The 22958-nt window shown below is 73.5% G+C and carries 22 protein-coding genes, 1 pseudogene and 1 riboswitch; of the genes and pseudogenes, 10 read left to right on the top strand and 13 right to left on the bottom strand.

Annotation, left to right across the window (positions count from 1 at the left end; genetic code table 11):
- Positions 1–58: 58 nt before the first annotated feature.
- Together ACFW01_RS05540 and ACFW01_RS05535 are read right to left on the bottom strand one after the other, a co-directional pair.
- A complete protein-coding gene (locus tag ACFW01_RS05540) occupies positions 59–1039 on the bottom strand; it encodes a zinc-binding dehydrogenase (protein ID WP_234957046.1) in 981 nt (326 codons plus the stop codon).
- A 69-nt stretch (positions 1040–1108) separates the two neighbouring features.
- Positions 1109–2275, bottom strand: a complete 1167-nt coding sequence (locus tag ACFW01_RS05535) for an NAD(P)-binding protein (protein WP_384502439.1) — start codon at positions 2273–2275, stop codon at positions 1109–1111.
- A gap of 152 nt (positions 2276–2427) precedes the next feature.
- Here ACFW01_RS05535 and ACFW01_RS05530 point away from each other — a divergent pair, with 152 nt between their 5' ends.
- On the top strand, positions 2428–3120 hold the full coding sequence (locus ACFW01_RS05530) for a pentapeptide repeat-containing protein (RefSeq protein ID WP_384502438.1): 693 nt from the start codon (positions 2428–2430) through the stop codon (positions 3118–3120).
- 206 nt (positions 3121–3326) lie between these two features.
- Here the strand turns inward: ACFW01_RS05530 and ACFW01_RS05525 are convergent, their stop codons facing one another.
- Positions 3327–3827 carry a hypothetical protein gene (locus ACFW01_RS05525; RefSeq protein ID WP_234957049.1) on the bottom strand — a complete coding sequence of 167 codons (501 nt, stop codon included), beginning with the start codon at positions 3825–3827 and terminating at the stop codon, positions 3327–3329.
- Positions 3828–3866: 39 nt separating this feature from the next.
- On the opposite strand from ACFW01_RS05525, the gene ACFW01_RS05520 reads away from it, so the two are divergent.
- Complete coding sequence (locus ACFW01_RS05520) at positions 3867–4829, top strand: GNAT family N-acetyltransferase (protein WP_234957050.1); 963 nt, start codon at positions 3867–3869, stop codon at positions 4827–4829.
- 24 nt (positions 4830–4853) lie between these two features.
- On the opposite strand, the gene ACFW01_RS05515 is transcribed toward ACFW01_RS05520, so the two are convergent.
- Positions 4854–6257, bottom strand: coding sequence for a M1 family metallopeptidase (locus ACFW01_RS05515; protein WP_384502437.1), 1404 nt, complete (start codon positions 6255–6257; stop codon positions 4854–4856).
- Between the two features lie 99 nt (positions 6258–6356).
- Positions 6357–6923 (bottom strand): heme-binding protein, encoded by a 567-nt coding sequence (locus ACFW01_RS05510; RefSeq protein ID WP_234957052.1) that lies wholly within the window; start codon positions 6921–6923, stop codon positions 6357–6359.
- Between the two features lie 267 nt (positions 6924–7190).
- Here ACFW01_RS05510 and ACFW01_RS05505 point away from each other — a divergent pair, with 267 nt between their 5' ends.
- Positions 7191–8417 carry a sensor histidine kinase gene (locus ACFW01_RS05505; RefSeq protein ID WP_234957053.1) on the top strand — a complete coding sequence of 409 codons (1227 nt, stop codon included), beginning with the start codon at positions 7191–7193 and terminating at the stop codon, positions 8415–8417.
- On the top strand, positions 8414–9085 hold the full coding sequence (locus ACFW01_RS05500) for a response regulator transcription factor (protein ID WP_234957054.1): 672 nt from the start codon (positions 8414–8416) through the stop codon (positions 9083–9085). The genes ACFW01_RS05505 and ACFW01_RS05500 overlap by 4 nt, the downstream gene beginning before the upstream one ends.
- Positions 9086–9184: 99 nt before the next feature.
- Here the strand turns inward: ACFW01_RS05500 and ACFW01_RS05495 are convergent, their stop codons facing one another.
- On the bottom strand, positions 9185–9760 hold the full coding sequence (locus ACFW01_RS05495; protein WP_055417542.1) for a TerD family protein: 576 nt from the start codon (positions 9758–9760) through the stop codon (positions 9185–9187).
- Between the two features lie 158 nt (positions 9761–9918).
- Here ACFW01_RS05495 and arfB point away from each other — a divergent pair, with 158 nt between their 5' ends.
- The gene (gene arfB, locus ACFW01_RS05490; protein WP_234957055.1) at positions 9919–10356 is read left to right on the top strand and encodes an alternative ribosome rescue aminoacyl-tRNA hydrolase ArfB; all 438 of its coding nucleotides are present in this window, start codon (positions 9919–9921) and stop codon (positions 10354–10356) included.
- Positions 10357–10480: 124 nt separating this feature from the next.
- Here arfB and ACFW01_RS05485 read toward each other — a convergent pair.
- Both ACFW01_RS05485 and ACFW01_RS05480 read right to left on the bottom strand, forming a co-directional pair.
- Positions 10481–10603 (bottom strand): annotated as a pseudogene (locus tag ACFW01_RS05485) (GNAT family N-acetyltransferase); the annotation flags it as partial.
- Between the two features lie 48 nt (positions 10604–10651).
- Entirely contained in the window at positions 10652–11251 is a 600-nt protein-coding gene (locus ACFW01_RS05480; protein ID WP_373462974.1) for a flavin reductase family protein, read from the bottom strand.
- Positions 11252–11564: 313 nt separating this feature from the next.
- Here ACFW01_RS05480 and cdgB point away from each other — a divergent pair, with 313 nt between their 5' ends.
- Complete coding sequence (gene cdgB / locus ACFW01_RS05475; RefSeq protein ID WP_234957056.1) at positions 11565–13229, top strand: diguanylate cyclase CdgB; 1665 nt, start codon at positions 11565–11567, stop codon at positions 13227–13229.
- 117 nt (positions 13230–13346) lie between these two features.
- On the top strand, positions 13347–14330 hold the full coding sequence (locus tag ACFW01_RS05470) for a CBM35 domain-containing protein (RefSeq protein WP_234957057.1): 984 nt from the start codon (positions 13347–13349) through the stop codon (positions 14328–14330).
- Positions 14331–14346: 16 nt separating this feature from the next.
- Here ACFW01_RS05470 and ACFW01_RS05465 read toward each other — a convergent pair whose 3' ends face one another.
- The 3 genes from ACFW01_RS05465 to ACFW01_RS05455 form a co-directional block, all read right to left on the bottom strand.
- Positions 14347–15279, bottom strand: a complete 933-nt coding sequence (locus tag ACFW01_RS05465; RefSeq protein WP_234957058.1) for a 1-phosphofructokinase family hexose kinase — start codon at positions 15277–15279, stop codon at positions 14347–14349.
- A gap of 119 nt (positions 15280–15398) precedes the next feature.
- Positions 15399–16544, bottom strand: coding sequence for an N-acetylglucosamine-6-phosphate deacetylase (nagA, locus tag ACFW01_RS05460; RefSeq protein WP_234957059.1), 1146 nt, complete (start codon positions 16542–16544; stop codon positions 15399–15401).
- Positions 16544–17515, bottom strand: a complete 972-nt coding sequence (locus tag ACFW01_RS05455; RefSeq protein WP_384502436.1) for an ROK family protein — start codon at positions 17513–17515, stop codon at positions 16544–16546. The genes nagA and ACFW01_RS05455 overlap by 1 nt, the downstream gene beginning before the upstream one ends.
- Before the next feature lie 147 nt (positions 17516–17662).
- Between ACFW01_RS05455 and ACFW01_RS05450 the strand changes: the two genes are divergently transcribed.
- The 3 genes from ACFW01_RS05450 to otsB are packed head-to-tail and all read left to right on the top strand — an operon-like array spanning position 17663 to position 20102.
- The gene (locus ACFW01_RS05450; protein ID WP_384502458.1) at positions 17663–18880 is read left to right on the top strand and encodes an extracellular solute-binding protein; all 1218 of its coding nucleotides are present in this window, start codon (positions 17663–17665) and stop codon (positions 18878–18880) included.
- A 60-nt stretch (positions 18881–18940) separates the two neighbouring features.
- Positions 18941–19174, top strand: a complete 234-nt coding sequence (locus ACFW01_RS05445; protein ID WP_384502435.1) for a DUF3263 domain-containing protein — start codon at positions 18941–18943, stop codon at positions 19172–19174.
- 46 nt (positions 19175–19220) lie between these two features.
- Positions 19221–20102 carry a trehalose-phosphatase gene (otsB, locus tag ACFW01_RS05440; RefSeq protein ID WP_384502434.1) on the top strand — a complete coding sequence of 294 codons (882 nt, stop codon included), beginning with the start codon at positions 19221–19223 and terminating at the stop codon, positions 20100–20102.
- A gap of 154 nt (positions 20103–20256) precedes the next feature.
- On the opposite strand, the gene ACFW01_RS05435 is transcribed toward otsB, so the two are convergent.
- Positions 20257–21645 carry a trehalose-6-phosphate synthase gene (locus ACFW01_RS05435; RefSeq protein ID WP_234957061.1) on the bottom strand — a complete coding sequence of 463 codons (1389 nt, stop codon included), beginning with the start codon at positions 21643–21645 and terminating at the stop codon, positions 20257–20259.
- A gap of 62 nt (positions 21646–21707) precedes the next feature.
- Positions 21708–22652, bottom strand: coding sequence for a glucosyl-3-phosphoglycerate synthase (locus ACFW01_RS05430; RefSeq protein ID WP_384502433.1), 945 nt, complete (start codon positions 22650–22652; stop codon positions 21708–21710).
- Between the two features lie 154 nt (positions 22653–22806).
- Positions 22807–22954, top strand: a riboswitch (SAM riboswitch).
- Positions 22955–22958: the final 4 nt, after the last annotated feature.

Genomic DNA, 22958 nt, shown 5'->3' with positions numbered 1-22958 from the left:
CAGAAGACCACGGATCGGGGCATTCCGCATGCTTTCTGTGTCCGGTCGTGACGGTGGGTCACGGCTCCAGGACCACCTTGCCGGTCGTGCCGCGGTTCTCCAGCGCACGGTGCGCGGCGGCGGCAGCGGCGAGCGGGAAGCGGTGCACGGCCGGGACGAGGCGGCCCGCGGCGGCCTCGTCGAGCGCGCGCAGTTCGAGGGTGCGGAGGGGGTCGGCGCCGCCGGCCCGCTCCAGCATCACCGGGCCGAGCACCTGCTGGGAGACGCCGTCGACCAGGTACGGCGCGCCGTCGAGCGGCCCCGACGCCGACCAGCCGAAGACCACGTGCCGGCCGCCGGGCCCGAGCAGCGCGACGGCCTCGCGGGCCACGTCGCCGCCGACGCCGTCGAGGACGACCGTCGCCGGGCGCCCGCCGAGGTGGGCGCGGACCTTCTCCGGCCACCGCGGGTCCGTGTAGTCGACGGCGAGGTCGGCACCGTTCGCGGCGACCCGGGCGGTCTTCCCGGGGCCTCCGGCGAGTCCGATCACGGTGGCGCCCGCGTTCTTCGCGTACTGCGTCAGCAGGGTGCCCAGGCCCCCGGCGGCGGCCGGGATCACGGCCACGGTGCCGGTGCCGAGGTCGGCGAACTGGACGATCCCCATCGCCGTACGGCCCGTGCCGATCATGGCGACGGCCTCGGCGAAGTCCAGGTTCTCCGGGATCTCGTGCAGGCGCGCGAGGCCGGCGACGGCGAGTTCGGCGTAGCCCCCGGGGGCGAAGCCGAGGTGGACGACGACGCGCCTGCCGATCCGGTCCGCCGGGACGCCCTCCCCGACGGACTCGACGACGCCCGCGACCTCGCGGCCGGGGACGGTGGGCAGTTCGGCCGGCGCGGGCAACGGCCCCTGGGCGCCCTCGCGCAGGGCGGTGTCCAGGAGATGGACGCCCGCCGCGCGGACGGTGATCCGGACCTGGCCGGGGCCGGGCCGGGGATCCTCGACCTCGTCCAGGACGAGGTTCTCCGCCGGACCGAAGGCGTGCAGACGGATGGCGTGCATGAGGGTCCCCCAACGGAAGAGCGGTCCGTACGGGCCTGGGCCGGCCGGTACGGACTCCACTCAACGACCTCAAGCATGCTTGAGGTCAAGTTCCCCGCGGCTCCGGCCGAGGGCGAGGGAGACCGCGGTGAGCGCGCTGTTGAACGAGACCTCGGAGAGCAGACCCGGCGCGGCCACCTGGTCCCCGGCGAGATACACCCCGTCGCCCCGGTCGACGGCGGGCCGGTCCCGCCACGTGGTGCCCGGCGGGTCGACGGCGCCGGTACGGCCGTTCGCGACGGCCTCGCGCCGCCAGGTGAGCCGCTCGCGCCAGCCGGGCATCCCGAGATCCAGCAGCTGCTCGGCACGGGCGGTGCCGTCGGCCTTCGACTCCCGCGGCGCGACGGGGATCTGCCCCTGGATCAGCTGTTCGCCCGCCGGGGCCAGGGTGCGGTCCTGCGCGGTGAACCGCTCGATCCAGCCCGGCGCGTCCAGGTCGGAGACCGCGAACGCGTCACCGCGCCGGGTCCGCAGGGCCAGGTCGACGAGGACGGTGCGCCCGCTCGGCCAGGTCAGCGTGGGGTCGCCCAGCAGCCGGCGGGCCGCGTCCAGCGAGGTGGCGACGACGACGGGGGCGTCGGTGGGGAGGGCGTCGACACGGGAGAGCGTCTCGACCCGGACGCCGAGGTTCCAGGCCAGGGCGGCCATCCGGTCGACGACCCCGGCCCAGCCGCCGCGCGGGTAGTGCGCCTCGGGCGGCAGCTTGGCGGCCCGGCGCAGCCGCTCCTGCACGAAGGCCGCCGACAGCGACCCGGGGTCGTGGTGGAACAGGGCGACGGCGCAGTAGTGGGCGGCGGCCCGCGCCCCCTCCTCGCCCGCGACACCGGTCGCCCAGGTCAGGAAGTCGGTGTCGACGGGCGCCGGACCCAGGCCCCGGCGCAGCAGCTTGAGCATGGCGAAGGGCGGGGTGCGGCGCAGCACGCCCTTGTGCCGCAGCCGCAGCCGGGCCGCCTCCAGCGGCGGCAGCGGCGCGAGCGGACCGATCAGGTCGCGCTGCCGCAGCCACGACCAGTGCGGGCCGCCGTTGTAGAGGGCGTGCGGGCCCTCGTTGGTCCGGTAGGGGCCCTCGGCGGTCCGGGCGCGGCCGCCGAGCGTGTGGTGCGCCTCGTGGACGGTGACCTTGGCCCCCGCCTCGGCGGCGGTGATGGCCGCGGTCAGTCCGGCGAGGCCGCCGCCGACGACGGTGATGCGATGCATGGCTCGGGGTCTCCCTCGGGTCGGGGTCGCCTGGTGCGTGACCTGTCTGCCCCTACGACGGCCAACGGGGTGCCGAATGTGACATCGCGCCGGAACGGAAGCGTTCGCGCAGGTCGGCGCCGGTTGTCAGTGGCGGGGTGCAGCATGGGGTCATGGCGAGGAGAGCGGCGGCGGACGGGCGGGGTACGACGGTGCGGGCGGCGCGGCGCCCGGAGCTGCGGCTGCCACCGCTGGCGCCGTACGAGGACGCGGGACTGGAGCCGGACGGGGACTACGACGCGCTGGACTTCGCGGAGACGGACCTCACCGGCCAGGACGGCGCGGGCGCCCGCTTCATGGACTGCGCGCTGACCGGGTGCGCGCTGGACGAGGCGTCACTGCCCCGCGCCCGGCTGCTCGACTCGGTCCTCACCGGCGTCCGCGGAGTGGGCACCAATCTGGCGGAGGCCACCCTGCGCGACGTCGAGCTGCGCGACGCCCGCCTCGGCGGCACCCAGCTGCACGGCGCCGTACTGGAACGGGTTCTGATCCGCGGCGGCAAGATCGACTACCTGAACCTGCGCCGGTCCCGGCTCAAGGACGTCGTCTTCGAGAGCTGCGTCCTGGTCGAACCGGACTTCGGCGGTGCCCGCCTGGAGCGCGTCGAGTTCGTGGACTGCGCCCTCAAGGAGGCCGACCTCAGCGCGGCCACCCTCGTCGACGTCGACCTGCGCGGCGCCGCCCCGCTGGAGCTGGCCCGGGGCGTGGACCGGCTGTCGGGCGCCGTGATCAGCCCGGCCCAGCTGCTCGACCTGGCACCGGTACTGGCGGCGGAGCTGGGGGTGCGGGTGCTGGCGGACGGGTAGCGCCGGGCCGGGGCGTCGAGGCCGGCGCGCCAGCGTGGGCACGCCAGGGGTGGGCGCGCGCCGGGGTCGGGCAACAGGGTGGGCGCGCCAGGTGGGGGGGGCTGGGTGGACCCCGGGGTGGCGCGTCAGGATGGGCGCGCCAAGCGGGGCGTCAGGATGGGCGTGCCGGAGTGGGGCGTCCGGAGGGGGCGCGCCGGGGTGGCGGGTCAGGTCAGGCGCGGGAAGCGGGCCTGGAGGGTCCAGATCGCCGGGTTGTCCGCCAGGTCCTCGTGCATGTCGGTCAGATCGGCGACCAGGTCGTGCAGGAAGTCACGGGACTCCCGGCGCAGTTCGGCGTGGGAGAAGGACAGCGGGGGTTCGTCCGCCGGCATCCACTCCGCCTCGATGTCGACCCAGCCGAAGCGGCGCTCGAAGAGCAGGCGGTCCGTGGACTCGGTGAAGTCCAGCTCCGCCCGCTGCGGCCGGGCCGCCCGGGAGCCCGCCGGGTCCCGGTCCACCCGCTCCACGATGTCGCACAGCGCCCAGGCGAAGTCGAGCACCGGCACCCATCCCCAGGCTGTGGACAGTTCCCGGTCGGCCTTGGTGTCGGCGAGATAGACGTCCCCGCAGAACAGGTCGTGCCGCAGCGCGCGGACGTCCGCGCGCCGGTAGTCCGTCTGCGGCGGGTCGGGGAAGCGGGTGGAGAGGGCGTAACCGATGTCGAGCACGCAGGTGATGGTGTCACGCCGACCGGATAGGTTGCCCACGTGATCATCACCCCCCTGCGGCCCGGCCCCGGCCACGACATCCCCGGCCCCCTCCTCACCGAGCTGACCGCCCTCTACGCCGCCCACCGCGACTTCCACGCGCTCAGCGGCGACTTCCCCGACCCGGACGACATCCGGCCGGAGCAGGTGGCGGCGGCGCTGGCCGACGAGCTGGCGCGACCGGGCGCCGAGGTGCTGCTCGCCAGGGACGCGGGCCGGCTGACCGGCGTCGCGATCACACTCGCCCGGCATCCCGACCCGGCCGACCCGGACCCCTGGATCGGGCTGCTGATGGTGGACGCGGAGCTGCGGCGCCGGGGCCACGGCAGGCGGCTCGCGTCGCTCGTCGAGGAACAGCTCCGGGCCACCGGCCGCACCGCCGTACGGCTCGCCGTGCTCGACGCCCACACCGAGGCCCTCGCCTTCTGGACCGCCCTCGGCTACACGGCCGTCGACCACCGCCCCGACCTGGAGCGCGGCCGTCCCTGCACGGTGCTGCGCAAGGAGTTCGACAGCGGCGTGCCGCGCACCCCGCGCCGCGCCGCCCGGGTCGCCGTGCTCGACCCCGAGGGTGCGGTGTTCCTCCTGCGCTACGACAACATCGAGGTCGGCGTGCACTGGGCGATGCCCGGCGGCGGACTGGACGCGGACGAGACCCCCCGCGAGGGCGCCCTGCGCGAGGTGCGCGAGGAGACCGGCTGGCACGACCTGGAGCCCGGCCCGCTGCTCTGCACCTGGGAACACGACTTCACCCACCTCAGCGTCGGCCCCGTCCGCCAGCACGAGCACATCTACGTCACCCACGCCCCGCGCCGCGAACCCACCGGCCCCGGCCTCGCCGCCGCACACGCCGCCGACGGCATCCTCGAATGGCGCTGGTGGAGCCGAGCCGAACTGGCCGAGGCACCCGAACCGCTCTGGCCCCCGGACCTGGCCCTGCTGCTCGACACCTTCGAGGGGTGAGACCGCGGGGACGGCGGCGGTTCCTCACGGGCGGTCCGGCCGGCCGTCTCCGTGGAGCCAGTCGTCCCAGATCTCCGTGAAGTCCTCGTCCGGCGCCGACTTCTCCACGTAGGCCGTGAAGTCCTCGGTGTCCGCGTTGCCGTGGCGGTGCGCGCCGGCCCAGCCCCGCAGCAGGGCCAGGAAGGCGTCGTCGCCGACCTTCTGGCGGATCTTGTGCAGGACCATCGCGCCGCGCTGGTAGACGGGGCTCGCCGAGATGTGCTCGGCGTCGGGCGGGTCGGCGGGCGGGAACGCCCAGATCGAGTCGTTCGCGTCCTCGTCGTCGTAGTAGGTCCCGTCGTAGAGCGCGTCGAAGGTCTGCTGGGCGGTGTCGCCGCCCTCGTCCTCCTCCCACAGCCACTCGGCGTAGGTGGCGAAGCCCTCGCTGAGCCACATGTCCCGCCAGGTCTTCGGGCTGACCGAGTTCCCGTACCACTGGTGGGCGAGTTCGTGGACGAGGAGGACCTGGCCGGGGGCGCCGGGGAAGTAGGGCCGGTTCTGGGTCTCCAGCGCGTATCCGGCGTCCTCGACGCGGTCGACGATCGCGCCGGTGGAGGAGAAGGGGTACGGGCCGAAGTTCTCCTCGCCCCACTCCACGACCTCGGGAATCCGCGCCAGCACCTCGCGGCTCGCGTCGGACTGCTGCGGGTCGACGGCTGTGTACACCGGCAGACCGGCGTCGGTGGTGGAGCGGTCGGTCTCCCACTCGCCGACGGCGACCGTGGCCACATGGCTCGACATCGGCTCGGCCGTGTGCCAGGTGAACGTCGTACGGCCGCCACGGGTCCGCTCGTCCCGCAGCTCCCCGTTGGAGACCACGCCGTATCCGTCCGGCACGGTCACGGCGAGGTCGTACGTCGCCTTGTCCGAGGGGTGGTGGCTGCCGGGGAACCACGCCATCGAGCCGACCGGCTGGCCGAGCGCCACCGCGCCGTCGGCGGTGGGCAGCCAGCCCTCCTCGGAGTCGTCGGGATCGGTCACCGTCTGGGGTTCGCCGGAGTAGCGGACGCTCACCCGGAACGTCTCCCCGTCGCGCAGCTCGTCCGCCGGCCGGACGGTCAGCTCCTGCCCGGCCCGGTTGAAGCGGGCCTCCCGGCCCTCGACCGTGACCTCCTCGACGTCCAGGCCCTTGAGGTCGAGGTCGAAGGCCGACAGGTCCCGGGTGGCGCGGGCGGTGATCGTCGCGGTGCCGGCGAGGTGCTCGTCGTCGGGCTCGTAGGCCAGCTTCAGGTCGTAGTGGCCGACGTCGTAGCCGCCGTTGCCCGCCTTCGGGAAGTACGGATCGCGCACGCCCGAGCCACCGGGACCGCCGTCCACGGCGCCGCCACCGCTGCACGCCGCGAGGGCGGTGACGGTGGCTGCGGCTATGAGGGGACGGGAGATGCGCACGTCGTGATCCTATGCGGCGTTTCACGTGAAACGCCCGTTGAGACCGGGTGCCGGGCCCTACGGGCAGTCCCGCCGCCTCCTGGTCCCTGGGCAGTACACCTAGTTCAGCGCCTCGGCGCCCGCCCGCGCGAACTTCTCGTCCAGGGTGCCGGACGGGGCGCCCGCGACACCGATCCCGGCGATCGGTGCCTTGCCGGAGGTGACCGGGACGCCGCCGCCCAGGAAGAGGGTGCCCGGGATGTCCTTCAGGTTCGGGGCGTTCTCCAGGCGGCCCTCCAGCTCGCTGGTCGGGGCGTTCCAGGAGACCGCGGTGAACGCCTTCTTCTCGGCCGACTCGTAGGACTGCGGGCCGGCGCCGTCACCGCGCATGGTGAGGATCGTGTTGCCGTTGCGGTCGACGACCGCCACCGTGATCCGCTGGCCTTCCTTCTTCGCCGCCTTCAGCGCGGCCTGCGCGGCCTCGGTGGCGGCGTCGATCGTCAGGTGCGTGGAGGTCGTGGTGGAGCGCGACCCGGCGGAGGCGGGGGCGGCGGACGCGGCGGAGTCCCGGGCGCTCTCCGGAGCGGAGGCGTTCGCGGCCACCGTGCCGAAGGTGCCGGCGGCGACGGCGGCGAGCACGGCGCCCCCGGTGGCGATGCGGGCGCGTCGGGAGAGGGTCTTCTTCATGGCGGTCTGCTCCTCGGGGTCGGACGGGGTCGGGCGGGATCGGGCGGGATCGGGCGCTGTGCCGCGTCCCGCTCTCCACCCTCCGTCCCGCCGCACCGGTGCCCGGTCGCCGTTCCGGCTGCTCCCGGACGACGGAACGGGCGAGGCCGGGGTCGTCCGATCGGTTGACCCGGACACCCCCCGCACAGGGCACCATGGGTGTGTTCGGGCAGCTCAGCGCCCTCTTGCGGCACGTTGGGGGACCCGGACCGGAAAGGAGGCGCGCGGATGCCGAAGCTCTACGACCCCGACACCCGGTGGCTCGGTGCCGTCATGCACGCGGCGTTCCTCCTGCTGCTCGGCGGCGCCCTCGCCCGCTTCCTGCTGCGCCACCCCGGCGAGCCCCGCACCCCGTGGATCCTCGCCCTGTCCCTCGCGCTGGCCCTGCTGCACCTGCTCGGGCCGGTCCTGAGCGGTCCCGGGGAGCGGCCCGGGGGGCGGCGCGTGGCCTGGCTGGGCCTGGTGGTCGTGGTGTGGATGGTGCTGGTCGTCCTCGCGCCCAGCTTCTCCTGGTGCGCGGTGCCCCTCTTCTACACCGGCCTGCGCACCCTGCCGCCCCGGGCGGCGCTCGTCCTGGTGGGCGTCCTCACGGTGTTCGTGGTCGCCGCGCAGTCCCGGCTCGCCGGGCACTTCGACCCGAACCTGCTGCTGGCCCCGCCCGCCGTCGCCGCCATCGCCGCCGCCGTGTTCCTGCACACCGAACGGCAGACGGCCCGGCAGCGCGCCCTGATCGACGACCTGGTCCGCACCCGCCGCGAACTCGCCGCCGCCGAGCGCCGCGAGGGCACCCTGGCCGAACGCCAGCGGCTGTCCATGGAGATCCACGACAGCCTCGCGCAGGGCCTGTCCAGCCAGCGGATGCTGCTCCAGGCGGCCGAGCGGGTCTGGGAGTCCGACCCGGGCAAGGCCCGCGCCCATGTCCGGGGCGCCGCCTCCGTCGCCGAGCACAACCTCGCCGAGGCCCGCCGCTTCGTCCACGACCTCGCCCCGGCCGACCTCGCCCGGGGCGGCGGCCTGGAGGCGGCGCTGCGCGCACTGGCCGCGCGGGAGTCCGGCGACGACCTCACCGTGCGCGTCCACGTCGACGACGGCGCCCGCGTCCCGCCGCTGCCCGACCGCGTCCAGTCGGCCCTGCTGCGCATCGCGCAGGGCGCCCTGGCCAACGTCCGGGAGCACGCGGGCGCGTCCACCGCCGCGCTCAGCCTCACCCTTCTCGACGACCAGGCCGTTCTGGACGTCACCGACGACGGCCACGGCTTCGACCCGGCCGCCCTGCCCGACGCCGCCGCCGGAGTGCGGGGCCACGGACTGCCCGCGATGCGCGCCCGGCTGCGCCAGCTCGGTGGCACCCTGACCGTCGAGTCCGCGCCCGGCGAGGGCACCGCCCTGTCCGCCGCCGTCCCCCTGGACCCGCCCCGCACCGACCCGGCCGACGCCCAGGAGGCACCCCGATGACCGACCCGGCAGCCGGCGCTCCCGCCCCCGTGCGCATCCTGGTCTGCGACGACCACGTCGTCGTACGGGCCGGGCTGCTCGCCCTGCTCGACAGCGCCCCCGGCATCGAGGTGGTCGGCGAGGCCGGCACCGGCGAGGAAGCGCTCGCGCTCGCCGGACGGCTGGCGCCGGACGTGGTGCTGATGGACCTCCAGCTCGGCGAGGGCATCGACGGCGTGGAGACCACCCGCCGCCTCACGGCGACCCCGCCGGCCGGCCCCGGACCCGGCCGCACACCGCACGTACTCGTCCTGACCACGTACGACACCGACGCCGACATCACCCGCGCCATCGAGGCCGGCGCCACCGGCTACCTGCTGAAGGCGGAGCGCCCCGAGGAGCTGTTCGCCGCGATCCACGCCGCCGCCCAGGGCCGTACGGCGCTGTCGGGGCCGGTCGCCAGCCGGGTCATGGCCAACATGCGGCGCCCGAGGCCCTCCCTTACCGACCGCGAGCGCGACATCCTGGCGCAGCTCGCCACCGGTCTCGGCAACCGGGAGATCGCCCGTGCCCTGTTCATCAGCGAGGCCACGGTCAAGACCCATCTGCGCCGGATCTACGACAAACTCGGCGTCGACACCCGCGCGGGCGCGGTCGCCGTGGCCAAGGAGCAGCGCCTGCTGCCGTGACACGGACGCCGGAGCAAGCCGACCGGACACGCCGAAGGCCCCCCGGCCGGACGTCCGGGGGGCCTTCGTACGTGTACGGGACTGCTCGGCGGGCGAACGTCAGACGTTCACGCCGAAGTCCTGGGCGATGCCGACCAGGCCCGAGGCGTAGCCCTGGCCGACGGCGCGGAACTTCCACTCGGCGCCGTTGCGGTACAGCTCGCCGAAGACCATGGCGGTCTCGGTGGCGGCGTCCTCGGACAGGTCATAGCGTGCGATCTCGGCGCCGCCGGCCTGGTTGAGGATGCGGATGTAGGCGTTGCGCACCTGGCCGAAGTTCTGCGAGCGGTTCTCCGCGTCGTAGATCGAGACCGGGAAGACGATCTTCTCGATGTCGGCCGGCAGACCCGCCAGGTTGACGTTGATCGCCTCGTCGTCGCCGGCGCCCTCGCCGGTGCGGTTGTCACCGGTGTGGACGATGGTGTTGTCCGGCGTCTGCTTGTTGTTGAAGAAGACGAAGTGGCCGTCCGAGTAGACCTTGCCCTGCGTGTTGACCGCGATGGCCGACGCGTCGAGGTCGAAGTCGGTGCCGGTGGTGGTACGGACGTCCCAGCCGAGGCCCACGGTGACCTCGGTCAGGCCCGGAGCCTCCTTGGTGAGCGAGACGTTGCCACCCTTGGACAGGCTTACAGCCATTGTTGGGAGTCCCTTCCCTCGTGTACGTACGGCAAGAAAGCTACAGCTACCCCCATGAACGTCGAGGGGGGTACGTAAGGTTCCGGCTCTCTTTACTTTCTTTACCGAGTCCGGCGCCGAGGATATTCGGGTGACGTGACCGGTTCGGGGACGGGAACATGGACGGCATGTCCGGTCCCCATGTCATCCGCGGTTCCGTCTCCCTTCCCGAGGCCGAGCTGGTCTGGCGCTTCTCGCGTTCCTCGGGGCCGGGCGGCCAGCACGTCAACACCACCGACACGGCGGTCGAGCTGCGGTTCGACCTGGCGCGGACCGATGCCCTGCCGGAGGTGTGGAAGCGGCGGGCACTCGAACGGCTGGCCGGGCGCCTGACCGACGGCGTCGTCAGCGTCCGCGCCTCCGAGCACCGCTCCCAGTGGCGCAACCGCGAGACCGCCGCGGTGCGCCTGGCGGCGCTGCTCGCCGAGGCCACCGCGCCGCCGCCGAAGCAGCGTCGCCCCACCCGCATCCCGCGCGGCATCAACGAGCGCCGCCTGCGCGAGAAGAAGCAGCGCGCCCAGACCAAGCGGGGGCGCTCCGCGCGGGACTGGGACTGACCGACGCGGGGGTCCCCGTTGTGCCAGTCCGCGGGTTCGTCGTGGCGGGTCGCGCAGTTCCCCGCGCCCCTTTCGGGGCGTGTTCCGGGGTGTTCAGTGCAGCTCCAGCACGCCCACCGTCTCCGGCGAGGGACTTCACCACCGGGGCCACGGCGAACTCCTGCTCCGGGCGCACCCGGATGCCGGTGGCGGCCTCGAAGTTCGCGGAAGTGATCGTTTCCAGGCGGAGACCGGCGTTCGTCGTCATGCGCGCACCCTGGGCAGGCGCCGCGAGGACGGGCGAGCGGATGACGGCTCAGCCCAACTGCCGGTACCGGCCCCGGAAGTACGTCAGCGGCCCGCCGTCCGCGCTCGGCAGGGCGGCGGTCAGCACCCGGCCGATGACCAGCACGTGGTCCCCGGCCGGCACCCGCTGCTCGGTGCGGCACTCCAGGGTGGCCAGGGCGCCCCCGGCCAGCGGCGCCCCGGTCGCCCCGCCCCGCACGTAGGGGATGTCGGCGAAGAGGAGGCGGTCGCTGATCCGGCCCTTCATCGCGAAGCGGCCCGCGATGTGCCGCTGGCTCTCGGAGAGCACGGAGACCGCCCACAGGGGCTGCTCGTCGAGCAGGTCGTCCATGCGGGAGCCGGTCCGCAGGCTGACCAGGACCAGCGGCGGGTCCAGCGAGACCGACATGAAGGCCGTGGCCGTCATCCCGACGTCCTCGCCGCCCGGCGCCAGCGGGTCGTCGGCGTCGAGCGGCGGCTCCTGGGCGGTCACCAGGACCACGCCCGAGGCCAGCCGGGACATGGCGGCACGGAATTCCTCGTTGCTCACCCCCTCAGCATGCCCGGCGGCGGGCGACGGCAACGGGAGCGCGGGGGACGCGTGGGACGTGAGGGAGGGAGTATTCGGCACACCATCACGCTAATCTCCGGACTCTCGGCCGGACATCGGACCCCGGTCCGAACCGGGACCTAGGACCACGGACGGAGACGTGCGCATAGCCACAAAATTTGCGTTCAGTAAACGCACAGGGAAAACGCAGAAACTCCACTCAATTGTTCATCTTCTGCTGTGACTTGAGTCACAAGGGGCGGTAATTGTTGACCCTGTGTACCGAGTGGGGAGCGCGCTGTGATTCAGTGGCGGGGAACCTGCAAGGGCACCATCAGTAAGGGCGCCGGAGAGATCCCTTGATTCGCTGCGAGGTCTCGGGGGGAGGGCGAGCATGGAGACCGAGTCGGAGCCCTATGTCCGTCTTGCGTCCCTGCGGCAACTGCACCAGGCCATGGCCGACATGAACAAGGCCCGCAGCCTGGCCGACACCCTGCAGGCCGTCGCCGACGGCGTCGTCCAGGCCCTGGGGTACGAGCTGGCCTGCGTCAACCTGGTCCGTCCCGACGGCGACCTCGTCGTCGCCGCCTTCGCCGGCAACCCGGCCGCCGAGGCGCTCATCACCGGCCGCGCGGGCTCCCGCGACTCCTGGGACCGGCGGCTGAACATGGGCGAGCAGTGGGGCGACCTGATCTTCATACCCCACACCGAGGGCTGGATCCTCGACGACGACGACGTCCCGCAGTGGTACACCGACGGACCCGCGCCCCGCTTCGAGGACGAGTGGCACCCCTCGGACCGCCTCTTCGCCCCGATGTACGCGCCGGGCCCGCAGGGCGGCGGCAGCAGCGGCGAGCTGATCGGCGTCCTGTCCGTGGACCGCCCGCGCAACGGCCGGCTGCCCGGCGCCTGGGGCCGCGAGGCCCTGCAGATGTACGCCTTCCAGGCCGCCATCGCCATCAGCAACGCCCGGCTCCGCTCCAACATGCAGCGCGCCCTGGTCCGCCTGGAGCGCGACCAGCAGGCGCTCAGGGCCAGCGAGGAGAGCTTCCGCCAGGCCTTCGAGTACGCCCCCTCCGGCATGGCCATCGCCGAGATGGGCGGCGACCAGCACGGCCGGATCCTGCGCACCAACGACGCGCTCTGCCGCCTGCTGGGCCGCCCCGCCTCCGCGATGCGCCGCTACGCCTTCTCCGACCTCGTCCACCCCGAGGACATCGGCACCCTGCTGCGCACCTCCGCCGAGGGCGGCCGGGCCGAGCTGCGCCTGGGCCGCCGCGACGGCACCTACGTCTGGGTCTCGCTGCGCAACAGCGTCGTCGCCGACGCCGCCGACGGGCCCCGTTTCCTGCTCACCCACGTCGAGGACATCGAGGAACGCAAGCGCCGCGAGCTCCAGCTCGCCCACCGCGCCTCCCACGACTCCCTCACCGGGCTGCCCAACTCCGCCGAACTGCGCTCCCGCCTGGCCGCCCGGCTCTGCCAGCGCCCGCAGTCCTCGCACGCGGCGATCGCCGACGCGATGGACGCCGCCTACGGACATCCCGCCGTCTTCGACTCCGGCGGCCACACCTTCGACTTCAGCGCGCCCGCCGAGCCGTACGGGGCCTACGACCACCATGTACACGCGGTCGCCCCCGAGGACGGCCGGGACGACGGCACCAAGGGCCTCGCGGTCCTCTTCTGCGACCTGGACGGCTTCAAGTCGATCAACGACCGGTTCGGGCACAACGCGGGCGACGCCGTGCTCATCGAGGTCGCCCGCCGGCTCGGCGGCGGCGTCCGCGACGGCGACACGGTGGCCCGGCTCGGCGGCGACGAGTTCGTGATCCTCGCCAACGGTCTCGGCCGCGCCGACGCCCAGGACCTCGCCGTACGCCTGCGCAACGAGATCATCCAGCCGATCAGGGCCGAGGGCCGGGCCGTCCGCGTGGGCGCCAGTTTCGGCATCGGATGGGCACACTGCGGCATGACGGCGGACGAGGTGTTGAAGTCAGCTGACGAACGGATGTACGTCGAGAAACGATCTCGTCCCAAACAGCACCGCCGAGCCGGATGATCACCAGGTCAGCGCGCTGATGCGGTCTGAGTCACCCGTTTGGGCCAGCCCGAGCGGGTAGGCTCGCCCTCTCACACCTGTACCGCAACGCACCGCATCTGGTTAGGAGACCAAGGGATGACGCCCGGCAACAACGGCGCGAGCACGCCCGAGGACGACGACCCCTTCGGCTATCTCTACGCCGACGGGCAGGCCAACGGGGCCCAGCCGCCGTCCGGTGGCTACGGCTACCCGAACTCCGTCAACCGGGTGCGTCCCGTCGGTACACGGCAGTACGGGGCGCCACAGCAGCACCAGGGCACCCAGACCGCCGCCTTCGGCCAGGCCGCCCCGCCCCAGCAGGGTGCCTACGGCCAGCCGCAGGGCGCCTACGGGCAGCCGAACGCGCACTACGCCGCCCCGGAGACGTTCCCCGGCGGCGGTGGCGGTTCTCACACCGGCTCGCCGCAGTCCGGGCACGGCGGGGGCGGCGGACGCCGCGGCCCCAACACCAAGGGCCTGCTGATCGGCGCGGTCGCCGTGGTCGCCGCCGTCGTGATCGGCATCGCCGTCGCCATGACGAGCAGCGGCTCGGACGACGACAAGGGCGGCAACGAGGCGGGCGGCGACCCCACCACCGGCCAGTCCCAGACCACCGAACCGAGCGCGTCCGCGAGCGACGGCGGGGAGGAAGAGGAGGTCAAGCTTCCCGGGGTCGACGCGAAGACCCTGCGCCTGTCACCCGGGGTGACCACCGCCTCGGACGTCAAGGGCGCGGAGGCCGACGGCGGTGTCTACGTCACGGGCTTCAACCAGGTCGGCGCCAAGGTCACCTGGACCGTCAACGGCATCGAGAAGGCCGGCAGCTACCGCCTGAACGTGCGCTACGGCATCCCCGGGGTGGACGCCGACGCCACTCTGGTGATCAACGGGAAGGCCAGCTCGCGCCCGCTGAACATGAAGAACTTCGGCGGCACGCCCCAGGGCGACTGGGAAAAGGGCTGGCAGACCACCTGGGCCAACGTGAACCTCACCAAGGGCACCAACACGATTGAGCTCGCGTGCAACGAGGGCAACAAGTGCGACGTGGCCTTCGACCAGTTCTCACTCTCTACCGACTAGCCGCCCCCTCGGGGGATCACGCCGCCCCCGCCTCCGCCGTCACCGCGACCCCGCGCCCGACCAGCTCCTCGTACGCCGCCCGGTCGAACTCGCCGGCCACCGGTGCGAGGACCGTCGCCGCGGACAGGGCGACCGCGCGGGCCAGCCGGTCCGGCCAGGGCAGGTGCTCGACCAGGCCGGAGAGCAGGCCCGCGACCGCCGAGTCGCCCGCACCGGTCGGGTTGCCGCGCACATGGGCGGGCGGCGCGGCACGCCAGCGGCCCTCCGGGGTCACCGCGAGCAGCCCCTCCGCGCCCAGCGACGCGATCACCGAGCGGGCGCCGCGGCGCCGGGCCGCCTGGGTGGCCCGCAGCGGCTCGTGCGAGCCGGTCAGCTCGGCCAGCTCGTCGGCGTTCGGCTTGATCAGGTCCGGCCGGGCGGCGACGCCCCGCCGCAACGGCTCCCCACTGGTGTCGAGCAGCACCGGCACGCCCGCGGCGCGCGCGGACCGCACCAGGCCGGCGTAGGCGCCCACCGGGACGCCCGGCGGCAGGCTGCCGCACAGCGCCACCGCGGAGGCACCGGCGAGCAGGTGCTCGTACCCGTCCTGGAAGGCGTTCCACTCGGCGGGTGCGACGGCCGGGCCCGGTTCGTTGAGCTGGGTGGTGTCGCCGGTGCGTTCGTCGACGACGGCGATGGTGCGCCGGGTGGCCCCGGCGACGGGCACCAGCGCGTCGGTCACCCCGCGCACGCCGGCCAGCCCGTCGCGTACGACGCCGCCGGTGGTGCCGCCCGCGAATCCGGTGACCGTCACCTCGTGCCCGAGGGCGGCCAGCACCCGGGCCACGTTCAGCCCCTTGCCGCCTGCCCGCTCCGTCACGTCGGTGACCCGGTGGGACGCGTGCGGCCGCAGGGACCGGACCCGGTAGGTGATGTCGAGAGCGGTGTTGAGCGTGACGGTGAGGATCACCGGTACCGACCTCCCCCGATCGCCTCCGGCCGTCTGTCCCGGAGATGTTTTCCGACGACACGATCATGCCAAACGGACGGCGGCCGGCCCAGTCCCCCGTCGGCCCGATGCCCGACGGATCAGCCCAGTTGGGGCTCTACGACCCATTCGCCCCGGCGCATCACACCCACCACGTCGAAGGCGTCGTCCAGCACCACCAGGTCGGCGTCCTTGCCGGGTTCCAGGGAGCCGATCCGGTCGCCGAGGCCGAGCAGCCGGGCCGGGTTGGCGGAGATCGCCGCGACGACGTCCCCGACGGGCAGCCCGTCGACCGTCACCGCCCGCTTGAAGGCGCGGTCCAGGGTCAGCGTGGAGCCCGCGATCGAGCCGCCCTCCACCAGCCGGGCCACCCCGTCCGCGACCTCGACCTCCATCGGGCCGAGCAGATAGCGGCCGTCGCCGAAGCCGGCCGCGTCCATCGCGTCCGTGATGAAGGCGACCCGGTCCGCGCCCGCGTGGTGGAAGGCCAGCTGGAGCGAGGCCGGGTGCAGATGCGTGCCGTCGTTGATCAGCTCGACGGTGATCCGCTCGTCCTCCAGGAGCGCCGCGATCGGGCCGGGGGAGCGGTGGCCGAGCGGCGGCATCGCGTTGAAGAGGTGGGTGGCGACCGTGGCGCCCGCGTCGATGGCCTGGACCGTCTGCTCGTACGTCGCGTCCGTGTGCCCGACCGCCGCGATCACGCCGTGCTCCGCGAGCAGCCGTACGGAGTCCAGGCCACCCGGCAGCTCGGTGGCCAGCGTGACCATCTTCGCGTGCCCGTGCGCCGCGTCGACCAGCTTGCGGACCTCGGCCGGGTCGGGGTACCGCAGCAGCTGCTCGTCGTGCGCGCCCTTGCGGCACGGGGAGATGAAGGGCCCCTCGAAGTGGATGCCGGCGATGTCGCCCTGCTGGGCCAGCTCCGCGAGCACCCCGGCGCGCCGGGCCAGGAAGTCCAGCTCGCCGGTGACGGCGGAGGCGACCACCGTGGTGGTGCCGTGGCGGCGGTGGGTCTCGACGCCCTTGAGGATGTCCTCGGGCGTGCCGCCGGTGAAGGAGGCGCCGCCGCCGCCGTGGTTGTGGATGTCGACGAAGCCGGGCACCACCCAGTGGCCCGACAGGTCGAGGACTTCCGCGCCGGGGGGCGCCGTGTCCGTGATCCGGGTGCCGTCGACGATCACGCGGCCGTCGTCCACGGTCCCGGTGGGCAGTACCACCCGGGCACCGGCGAGAACCTTGCTTGGGGCCATCAGGTGGTTACCTCCGGGGGAGTCGCGGTCGAGGGGGTGGTGCCGGTCGGTCCGGTGCCGAGCAGGTCCCAGGCGAGCAGTCCGGCACCCAGGCAGCCGGCGGTGTCCCCCAGCGCCGCGGGGACGATCTCCGGCAGCTTCTGGAAGGTGACGCGCCGCCGCACGGCGTCCCGCAGCGGTGTGAACAAGGTTTCCCCGGCCTCGGCGAGGCCGCCACCGATGATCAGGACGCGCGGGTCCAGCAGAGTGAGCGCGGTGACCAGTCCGTCGGCCAGCGCGTCCACGGCGTCCTGCCAGACCGCGAGCGCGCGGGCGTCGCCCGACTCGACGGCCTTGGCGCAGTCGGCGGCGTCCGCGGCCGGGTCGCCGCAGGCCTCGGCCCACGCCTGGCTGACCGCCGACGCGGACGCGAACCGCTCCAGGCAGCCGCGCTGCCCGCACGGACACGGGAGGGAGCCGGGCCGCACGACGACGTGGCCGATCTCGCCCGCGAAGCCGTGGGCGCCCGACTCCACCCGGCCGTCGATGCCGATGGCGCCCGCGATGCCGGTGCCCAGCGGCACGAACAGGAACCGGTCGGCGCCCTGACCGGCCCCGATCCGGCCCTCGGCGAGCCCGCCCGCGCGCACGTCGTGGCCGAGGGCGACGGGGACGGTGCCGAGCCGCTCGCCGAGCAGGGCCCGCAGGGGTACGTCGCGCCAGCCGAGGTTGGCCGCGTACACGGCGGTGCCGTGCTCCTCGTCGATGATGCCGGGGACGGCGACGCCGGCCGCGCGGGCGGGCTCGCCGAACCGGTCGGCGCCGTGGGTGCGCAGCTCGGCGGCGAAGTCGAGGATGCCCGCGACCACCGCCTCGGGCCCGCGCTCGCGGCCGGTGGCCCGGCGGGCCCGGTGCAGCAGCTCGCCCCCGGGCCCGACGAGGGCGGCCTTCATCCCGGTGCCGCCCACATCGAGGGCGATGACATGTCTCACGGGGACAGTGTGGCCCGTTGACCCGGGAGAGGTCTAGTCCACTGCCGTGGTGTAGACCTTAATCCGTTAAACGAACAGGCACAGGGTTGGGGATTCAGGGTGCAGCGGCGTAGGACAGGAACGATCGCGGTGGTGTCCGCACTGGGCATGACGGCGGTCCTCGGCGGCTGCGGCCTCGGCGGCGACTCCGGCGAGGTGACCCTGAAGCTGGTCGCCGCCGACTACGGCGACAGCAAGGACAACAGCTCCCAGAACTACTGGAACGACCTGGTCAAGTCCTACGAGGCCAAGAACCCCGACGTGCACGTGGAGGTGGACGTCTACTCCTGGAACGACGTCGACCGGAAGGTCCGGGAGATGGTCGACGCCGGTGAGGCGCCCGACATGGCGCAGATCGGCGCCTACTCCGACTACGCGGACAAGGACCTGCTCTACGCGGCCGACGACGTGCTCTCGATCCCGGTCCAGGCCGGCTTCGTCTCCCAGCTCGCCGGCGCCGGCCAGGTCAACGGGGTCCAGTACGGGCTGCCCTTCGCGGCCTCCACCCGCGTGCTCTTCTACAACAAGACCCTCTTCGCCGAGGCCGGCGTCACCCCGCCCAAGTCCTGGGACGACCTCGCCGACGCCGCCGAGGCGCTCGACGCGAAGGGCGTGAAGTACCCGTACGCCCTGCCGCTGGGCGCCGAGGAGGCGCAGGCGGAGACCATGCAGTGGATGCTCAGCGGCGGGGGCGGCTACACCGACGACCTCGGCACGTACTCCGTCGACTCGCCGCAGAACGTCACCACGTTCACCTGGCTGCGGGACGAACTGGTCGCCAAGGGCCTCACCGGCCCGGTCGCCCCCGGCAAGCTCAACCGCGCCGACGCCTTCGCCGCCTTCGCGGGCGGTGACGTCGGCATGCTCAACGGCCACCCCTCGCTGATGAAGATGGCCTCCGACAAAGGCGTGAAGTACGGCATGGTGACGACCCCCGGCGCCGACGGCGAGAGCCAGAACACGCTCGGGGTGTCCGACTGGATGACGGCCTTCAAGAAGAACGGCCACCAGGAGGAGATCGGCGACTTCCTCGACTTCGTCTACAGCGACGAGAACGTCCTCGACTTCTCCCGCCGGTACGACCTGCTGCCGGTGACCACCTCCGCCTCCCAGGCCATGAGCACCGCGGCCGAGGACGAGGACCTCAAGCCGTTCCTGGACGAACTGCTGCTCTCCGAGCTGTACCCGGTCGGCAAGACCTCCTGGGCCTCGGTCAGCGCGGACGTCAAGAAGCGGATCGGCCAGGCGGTCGCCCCCGGCGGCAGCCCCCAGGAGGTGCTCACCCAGATCCAGGCGACCGCGATGCGGGTGGGCAGCGCGGAGTAGGACTTTCGCGACAGAACCTCGCGGGCCGCGCTGTCGGTGGCGGGCGCTACGGTGCCGTACATGGACCTGGAAGAGCTGGCCGAGCGGGAGCGCGGCATCCTCGCACTGGAGCGCCGCGGCTTCCCCGGCCCCGGCGCGAAGGAACGCGCGATCCGCGAGGAACTGGGCCTGGCCCCCGTCCGCTACTACCAGCTCCTCAACGCCCTCCTGGACGACCCCCGTGCCCTGGCCGCCGACCCGGTCACGGTCAACCGCCTCCGCCGCATACGGGAGTCCCGCCGCGCGGAGCGGTGAGGCGGCGACGGGGTTGCCGTCCGCGCCGGCGGGATAGGTTCGCGGTATGGGCAGCCACCAGGACTCCACCCGTGCCGAATCCCCAGCCGACTCCCCGGCCCCCCTGCCGGCCCCGTCGACGGCGGCCGGACGCGCGGGGCTCGACGCGCTCCTCGCCGACCCCGGCCGCGCGGTGATCGCGCTGGACTTCGACGGCACGCTGGCCCCGATCGTCGCCGACCCCGACCGGGCGCGGGCCCACCCGGACGCCGTACCGGCGCTCGCGGCCCTCGCCCCGAAGGTCGCCGCCGTCGCGGTGATCACCGGCCGCCCGGCCGAGGTCGCCGTCCGGCACGGCGGCTTCGCGGACGTCCCGGGCCTCGACCACCTCGTCGTCCTCGGCCACTACGGCGCCGAGCGCTGGGACGCCGCCACCGGCACCCTCAGCACGCCCGAACCGCATCCCGGCGTCGCCGCCGTCCGCGCGGAGCTGCCGGCCCTGCTGGAGCGGTCCGGGGCGGGGGAGGGCACCTGGACCGAGGAGAAGGGCCACGCGGTCGCCGTCCACACCCGCCGCGCCCCCGACCCGCAGGCCGCCTTCGACGTCCTGCGCGTCCCCCTCACCGACCTGGCCTCCCGGCACGGCCTGATCGTCGAACCGGGCCGCATGGTCCTCGAACTGCGCCCACCCGGCATGGACAAGGGCGCCGCGCTACGGGCGTACGTCCACGACACGGACGCCGCGTCCGTCCTCTACGCCGGCGACGACCTCGGCGACCTCCCCGCCTTCGCGGCGGTCGACGTACTCCGCTCCGAGGGCACCCCGGGCCTCCTCGTCTGCAGCGGCAGCGACGAGGTCCCGGACCTCCACAAGAGCGCCGACCTGGTGGTCGACGGCCCGACGGGAGTGGTACGACTGCTGCGCGCCCTGGCTGCCCGCCTCGCCTAGCTCCCCCCGCCGCCGCCTGCGGGCAGTCGTGCCTCCCCCAGTGCCTGAACGGCCTGGGAGGTACCCCAGGGGCGGCACGGGTGGGCGCAGGCGGCACCCCGCTACGCCGGGCCACGTACACCCACCCCCCGGCACCAGCGCCGGGCACCCGCCATCAAGACCTCAGCGCATCCAACTGCTCAAGAAACCACCGCGCCGGAGGCAGCGCCGTGCCCGCCGCGGCCAGCCGCTTCGAGCGCTCGGCACGCTCCGCCGGGGCGACGGACAGCGCGGTGTGCAGCGCCTCGGCCGTCCCGGACACGTCGTACGGGTTCACCACCACCGCGTCCTCGCCCAGCTCCTCGTACGCCCCCGCCTCCCGCGACAGCACCAGCACGCACCCCTCGTCGGAGACGACCGGCACCTCCTTCGCGACCAGGTTCATCCCGTCCCGCACGGGGTTGACGAGGGCCACGTCGGCCAGCCGGTACGCCGCCAGCGACCGCGCGAAGTCGTCCTTCACGTGCAGCACGACCGGCGTCCAGTCCGCCGTGCCGAACTCCTCGTTGACCGCGTCCGCGACGCGCTGCACCTCGGCCGTGTAGTCGCGGTACACGGCGAGATCCTGCCGCGAGGGATAGGCGAACGCGACGTGCACCACCCGCTCCCGCCACTGAGGCCGCGTCGCCAGCAGTTCGCGGTACGCCAGCAGCCCGCGCACGATGTTCTTCGACAGCTCGGTCCGGTCCACCCGCACGATCGTGCGGCGGCCCTCGCCGATCTCTTCCCGCAAGGCCGCCATCCGTTCGTCCACGTCCGCCTCGTGCGACCGCTTCCGCAGGAAGTCCGCGTCCGCCCCGAGCCCGTGCACACCGGTCTCCGTACCGCCGAGCCCGCCCACCAGGGCGTCGCAGCAGGCGGTGAACGCGTCGGCCCAGCGCCGGGTGAGGAACCCGAGCCGGTCGGCGCCGAGCATGCCGCGCAGCACCTGCTCGGCGATGTCGTCCGGCAGCAGCCGGAAGTAGTCGAGCGGCGCCCACGGCGTGTGCGAGAAGTGACCGATCCTGAGGTCCGGCCGCAGCTCGCGCAGCATGCCCGGCACCAGCGTCAGGTGGTAGTCCTGCACGATCGCGACCGCGCCCTCGGCGGCCTCCTCGGCCAGCGCCTCGGCGAAGGCCCGGTTGTACGCCTCGTAGGAGGCCCACTGCCGCCGGAACTCCGCGTCGAAGACCGGCTCCACGGGCGTCTGGTACAGCATGTGGTGCACGAACCACAGCACCGAGTTGGCGATCCCGTTGTACGCGTCGGCGTGCACGTCCGCCGGCACGTCCAGCATCCGCACGCCTTCCTCGCCGACCCCGCGCCGCACCGCCTCGCGGTCGCCGTCGCCGAGCGCCGAGCACACCCACAGCGCCCCCGCGTCCGGGCCGATCGACGACAGCCCGGAGACCAGGCCGCCGCCCCCGCGTTTCGCGTGCAGCGACCCGTCCTCACGCACCTCGTACGAGACCGGCCCCCGATTGGAGGCGACCAGCACCTGAGCAGCACCGAAGCTTGAAGCCATACGCCTCAACCTAGCCCGGCCCCGAAATACTCAAACGTGGTCGCACACCACAGCGGTGCCGATCACGCCACCCGCCGCGCCGCGTACTCCGCGATCTCCCTCATCGGTGGCCGTTCCTCCGTGTCCACGGCGTGGGTGCGGGGCTCGAAGCCCGAGGGGCCGCGTTCGAACTGGGTGAGGGTCGGGCGGACCAGGTGGCCGCGGGCCAGGCGGAGCTGGGCGGTGCGGTAGATCGCGGCGGACATGCGGCCCAGGGCCTGGCCGTCCTGGTGGTGGTGGCGGCGGACGCCGACGTCGACCTGGGCGAGGGCGTCCAGGCCGACCAGGTGCAGGGCGTCGACCAGCATGCCCAGCTCGACGCCGTAGCCGACGGGGAAGGGGAGCCGTTCCAGCAGGGAGCGGCGGGCCGCGTACTCGCCGCCGAGCGGCTGCACGAAGCCGGCCAGCAGCGGCCAGTGCAGGTTGAGCAACGGGCGGGCCACCAGCTCGGTGACCCGGCCGCCCTGGCCCGGGGTGGTGCCGAGGGGGCGGTCGTACATCGCCTTGACGAGCTGCACGTCCGGTTCCGTGAGCAGCGGGCCGACGGTCCCGGAGACGAAGTCGGCGGAGAACTCGCGCAGGTCGGCGTCGACGAAGCAGACGATGTCGCCGCCGGTGACCAGCAGCGAACGCCACAGCACCTCGCCCTTTCCCGGCACCGCCGGGACCCGCGGCAGGATCGCGTCGCGGTGCACGACGCGCGCGCCCGCCGTCGCGGCCACCGCCGACGTACGGTCGCTCGACCCGGAGTCCACGACCACGATCTCGTCGACGAGCGGAGCCCGGTCCATCAGCTCGCGGCGGATCACCGTGACGATCTCGCCGACCGTCGCCTCCTCGTCGAGAGCGGGGAGCACCACGCTGACCGTCTGCCCGGTGGCCTGTTTGGCGGCCAGCAGCTGCCGGATCGGCCGGTCCCCGGCGGACCAGGAACGCGCGCTCAGCCAGCGCCCGACTTCTTCCAGCACGGTCCCAGGGCTCCTTCGTGATCCGTTGTGATCCATCTCGCGGTACGGACGACTATCTCAACCGTCCTGGCCTTCGGTTACAGTCTTGAACAACGCGCAGGACCACCGCATGCCGGGGTCACCGCGCGTACCGCGAAGGACAACAACTTCATACCGCTCATCCAGAGGGGCAGAGGGATACGGCCCGATGAAGCCCCGGCAACCCTCCAGTCGGTTCTTGTCACACGGACGTGGCGAGGCTCCCGGCTAGGGAAGGTGCCAAATCCGTCTCACGGCGAGATGCGTCGTGGGAAAGATGAGGAGAAA

Origin of the sequence: Streptomyces sp. NPDC058985 (assembly GCF_042740985.1) — a bacterium.
Taxonomy (GTDB): Bacteria; Actinomycetota; Actinomycetes; order Streptomycetales; family Streptomycetaceae; genus Streptomyces.
The sequence above is the reverse complement of the archived record's forward strand: the minus strand, read 5'-3'. Positions and strand labels throughout refer to the sequence as shown.